Below are 4,569 nucleotides of genomic sequence, written 5' to 3'. Positions count from 1 at the left end.
TTCTTAACTGAAAACCAAGAATCTATTTCAGCATTTAAAGCGGTGCAACAAGCTAATTTTGATGCAGAGCGCCGTCGCTGGCATGAAGCAGGACTGGCGGAATATGTCTCTGAAAGCCTAGATGCTGTGGATGATGGTGAAGGTGTTGAAGTGCCTGAAGGTGGTTGTGCGGTGGAATCGCATATGCCCGGTTCAATCTGGAAAATTGAATGTCAGTCGGGNNGTGATTGAAGCGATGAAGATCGAGATTCCAATTATTGCGCCTGAGCGTATGCGTGTCGATGCGATTACGATTGAAAAAGGGCAAACGGTGAAAACGGGGCAGGTGTTGTTTACGTTGGCGCCTGTGGCTTGATGAGATAGGAATAAAAAGACCGCTTAAGCGGTCTTTTTATTTGGTAAAGGGTTTTCAGAAATAATGTGTTCGAAAATTTTTTCACATAGTTCTTTGGCAGATTCGGTTAATTCCCATTCAACATGATCCATGACCGTTAGAACTAAGCGACAAAATTTAAGTTTTTCTTTAATAGTGCCTGATTGGTCAGAAAAACATTTTTTAGGCTTGTCATCAGTGGTTCTAGGATTACCAACTCTAATTTGGTCATCAAAAATTTTACCAATACCATTTTTTGCATGAAAATAATCATGTTCTTCTATTAGAGTGACAATATCAAAACCTTCTTTGGTATCTGCTTGCATACCATCCATGGATAGATGATTGGAAAGAGCATTTCTTTTTGTCTCATCATCCTGAAAAGCATTATTTAAGCCTAAAAATTTAATACGGCAAGCATGATAAATAATGTTTGATGGCAGGGTATTTTCAGTTTCTTTACACTCTAAAAGGAAAAACTTTTCTCCTAGTTTTTCTTCTAAACTTGTAGCTCTCATGCCTTTATTTTTAGTTTTAATATCACCATCAGCTATAAGAAACACACTACTAGAAGTTAAGAGAGCATTCATACCGCAATCATCTAAATGATCAGTAAATTCTTCACTAAAATCCCAATGCGTTAAGTTACTACCAGCATATTCCACAAATGTGTAATGGTAATTCGGCATTAATCTTTGAATATCTAATAACCTAAATTTATATAAATCTAAATTATTAGGTTTTCCTTCAACCACTAAAGCTTCTTCTTGTTTTAATACATCTAAATATTTCTGCATATATTTAGTGATATACAGTCGATCTGTAATGCCTTCCACCCAAATCGTACAGTTAGCCAAATAAATAGAAGAAGGACGTACGCCTAATGAAGCAAGTAAGTCACGATCACGGTCGCAACGATAAATTTTAAATTCGAATTCGTTTGGATTATCTTGTTTCGATTGCTTTACGAACTTTTGAATCATCACTTGGTCAGATTCATCCGCCATATCGAGTAAGTGATTTGAGTGTGTTGTAAAGAAGTAATAATGAAGGGTCTCATTCAGATAGAAGTTCATTAATTGGCGAACCATACCTGCATGCATGTGAAGCTCAGGTTCTTCTATAAAGAAAGCATGTGTTTTATCTTTGTTGATGAATGCTTCATAAGTTAAAATAATAGCTTGTTGTAGACCATCACCTAATTGTGAAATAGGGAATTGTTTGTCGCTTCCAATTTTAATATTTACAACATCTTGGTCATGTTTTGGTATTAGTGAGACTGGTTCATTATCAAAGAAATACTGACTTAATTTTTCTTCGTATATTTTTATCAATTCTCGTTGTTCAGGTTCACCTAGAAGATGAATTTTAAGTTCATGGTATAAGCATTCACCCGTAATAATGTTTTTGGAATTGAATTTTTCTTTGTCAGGGAAATAATCTTTTTGAGCACGTTCTATATAAGGTTGTTTATTTTCGTATTCTGTCACAGGACGCATGCCACGAAGAATTGGGACATATAATTTTGCATAAGATTGCAAATATTTATCTATAACATCGGAAATTTTAACGGTAGCATCATTTTTACTGAATCGAAATTTAGAAATTTCTTGTTTTAAATTATGTATTGACTCAGGATGAAATTGTTTTGACTGACTATTTAATTGTTTTAATTTATCTAATAATTCAGTTTTCTTAGAACCTCCGAAAAAAGTGCTATCGCCTATTAGACTACCATCAGTAGAAATAACTATAGGATAAATTTCAGAAAAGACATTCTTATTATCTAAAAAATTATAGTCATTTATCTTATATTTTGATAGAAAAAGCTCTCGAAGAAACCTACTTTTTCCCGCATTATTTTTACCAATAAAAAAATTAAGACGTTTTATTTCTATAATTTGGTCATAGTCCTTTTCATTATCAGAAATGTAATTCTTTAAATTTTCAGCCCAATAATATAATTTTTCTGTCATAAAAATGCCCCCAAATATGGATGCTAATTTAGCAGTAATTCATCACTTTTCAAATGAGTTATAAAATAGTGATTGATCAAATCTGATTGGTCTTTATTTTAGAAGAATAACACTTAGATAGATAACGGTCTGAATCACTCAGCCACACTTTGATGCACACTCGAACCCCAATGGTGCAAAATGGGCTATTTTTTAGCCGAACTTAATAAAATTAAATCATCCTTATTCTGGCTTATATATGTATGTAATCGATTTTAAAAGCATTCTGTTTAAATCTATTCTACTTTTATATTTTTGCACGCATTCTGCATTTATTTATAGCATAAATAGAGGAGAGCAATACACTTGATCACTCAATCACAAACATCGGTTAACCATGCATGTATAAAAACAATAGCAAGGACATGAGCAAGAAAAATGGAATAAACCGGTGAAATACAAAACTTACTTTTGCTTTAGAACAAGCCCCATCTCACTGTTATGGGGCTTTTTTTCGCTCTTTTATAAAAGTTTATTCACCTCATCCAAATAATTAAAACCTGGCACGCTTTCTGCATTTTCCTAAGTAATACGAAATTATGGTTTTGTAATATCCACAGGAGATGCACATGAACAATTCGCTATCAAATAAAAAAATGCATCCACGGCTTCACTTTCTGGTTGAGCTGCTCAGCGTACGCGCAGGTTTTTACATTAAACAGTCTTCCCGATATCAACCCAAGGATCAACATCGTGCCTAAACAAAAATTGGCACGGATCAGTATCACCTTGCCAGAAACCACGCTACATGCGATGGATCAAAAAATTGTCGAGCAGCACTATGAAAGCCGCTCGCAGGCCATTGTCGACATGATTAACCGCCACCTGATTGATGATCTGGTGATTCGCGATGAAGTCATGGTTGGCACACTTACCTTGCTCTATGACGTCAGCCTGAAACCGCTGCGCAGTCAGCTGGTCGATCTGCAACAGCAATATCTGGCACAAGTGATCAATTCACTTCATATCCAGCTGGATGATGAAAAAATCCTGCAAGTCATGCTAATGCAGGGTGCGAGCAGTGACCTGAAAGAAATTAGCGAACAATTTATTGCATTGAAAGGCGTGATTAAAGGGCATCTCGAACTGATGGATGCCGTCATGCCACCTATTCCACAAAATACTGAACACACTTAAGGAGAACAGCTGTGCACAACTTATGGACTGTACAGGACTGGAAAAATGCTTACCAGAACAAGAATATCCAGCTCAATGACCTGATTGAGTATGTTGTCGGGTTGAATAATGATGATCATGCCTGGATTTCAATTGCGACGGCAGCACAATTACAGGCACAAATTGATGCATTTACTGGTGCAGATATTGAAAGCTTGCCACTTTATGGGGTGCCATTTGCAGTCAAGGACAATATTGATGTTGCGGGGTTCTATACCACGGCAGCATGTAAAGAGGCAGCTTATCTGGCGACTGCCGATGCAACAGCAGTAGCCAAATTAAAAGCTGCTGGCGCGATTGTCGTTGGTAAAACCAATCTGGACCAGTTTGCGACAGGTCTGGTCGGTGTTCGCTCGCCATATGGCGCGGTGAAGAACAGCTTTAATCAAGAATATATCAGTGGCGGTTCGAGTTCGGGTTCCAGTGTAGTCGTTGCAAACGGAGTAGTGCCATTTTCACTGGGTACAGATACTGCAGGTTCAGGACGTGTACCGGCAGGGCACAATAACATTGTCGGACTCAAACCGACCAAAGGCTGGTTCTCGACTACCGGCCTGATTCCGGCTTGTCGCACCATCGATGTGATTTCGATTTTTGCATTAACGGTAGATGATGCCTGGCAGGTGGCGCAAGTCATGCAGGGCTATGATGCCAGTGATGATTATTCCAGAATGCATCCTCAGGATGTACCGAGCCAATTTTCAAAAGGGAAAATTGCCATTCCGGATACACTGGAATTTTATGGCGATGCTGAAACTGAAAAAGCATTCCAGCTGGCGATCGTACGTGCACAAAGTTTGGGTTATACGGTTGAGCCGATTGATTTTACTCCATTTCAGCAACTGGCGACTGCACTTTACAATCGCTCTTGGGTAGCTGAACGTACCAGTGCCGTGAAAAAAATGGTGCAACGCGAGCAGACCCATCCGGTCATTGGCCAGATTATTGCGCAGGCAGACCGGTTCAGTGCGGTCGATGCCATGCAGGATGAATATGAACGCGCCC

Annotated in this window: 4 protein-coding genes and 1 pseudogene; 4 read left to right on the top strand and 1 reads right to left on the bottom strand. The window is 38.3% G+C overall.

Translation table 11 applies throughout. The annotated features are described in order from the left end of the window. Positions 1 to 355 (top strand): annotated as a pseudogene (locus B3R63_RS03625) (acetyl-CoA carboxylase biotin carboxyl carrier protein subunit); the annotation flags it as partial. Between the two features lie 23 nt (positions 356 to 378). Here B3R63_RS03625 and B3R63_RS03620 read toward each other — a convergent pair. Continuing rightward, positions 379 to 2,349, bottom strand: coding sequence for an ATP-dependent nuclease (locus B3R63_RS03620; protein ID WP_286728324.1), 1,971 nt, complete (start codon positions 2,347 to 2,349; stop codon positions 379 to 381). A 608-nt stretch (positions 2,350 to 2,957) separates the two neighbouring features. Between B3R63_RS03620 and B3R63_RS03615 the strand changes: the two genes are divergently transcribed. The 3 genes from B3R63_RS03615 to B3R63_RS03605 all read left to right on the top strand — a co-directional run. Next, positions 2,958 to 3,089: a hypothetical protein gene (locus B3R63_RS03615; protein ID WP_286728322.1), complete on the top strand. Its 132-nt coding sequence runs from the start codon at positions 2,958 to 2,960 to the stop codon at positions 3,087 to 3,089. Next, on the top strand, positions 3,082 to 3,525 hold the full coding sequence (locus B3R63_RS03610; protein WP_286728321.1) for a CopG family ribbon-helix-helix protein: 444 nt from the start codon (positions 3,082 to 3,084) through the stop codon (positions 3,523 to 3,525). Before B3R63_RS03615 ends, B3R63_RS03610 begins: the two co-directional genes overlap by 8 nt. A gap of 11 nt (positions 3,526 to 3,536) precedes the next feature. Then, positions 3,537 to 4,569 (top strand): amidase family protein (locus tag B3R63_RS03605; protein WP_414630830.1); only part of this gene is annotated, 1,033 nt, incomplete at its 3' end.

Origin of the sequence: Acinetobacter sp. UBA1297 (assembly GCF_002307755.1) — a bacterium.
GTDB classification, from domain to species: domain Bacteria; phylum Pseudomonadota; class Gammaproteobacteria; order Pseudomonadales; family Moraxellaceae; genus Acinetobacter; species Acinetobacter radioresistens.
Note: the sequence above shows the minus strand (reverse complement) of the source record. Positions and strands in the feature narration are given on the sequence as shown.

What these genes read in the sequence shown, in the direction of transcription:
- B3R63_RS03620 (WP_286728324.1), bottom strand. Translation starts at nt 2,349, where the DNA reads ATGACAGAAAAATTATATTATTGGGCTGAAAATTTAAAGAATTACATT.
- B3R63_RS03615 (WP_286728322.1), top strand. Translation starts at nt 2,958, where the DNA reads ATGAACAATTCGCTATCAAATAAAAAAATGCATCCACGGCTTCACTTT.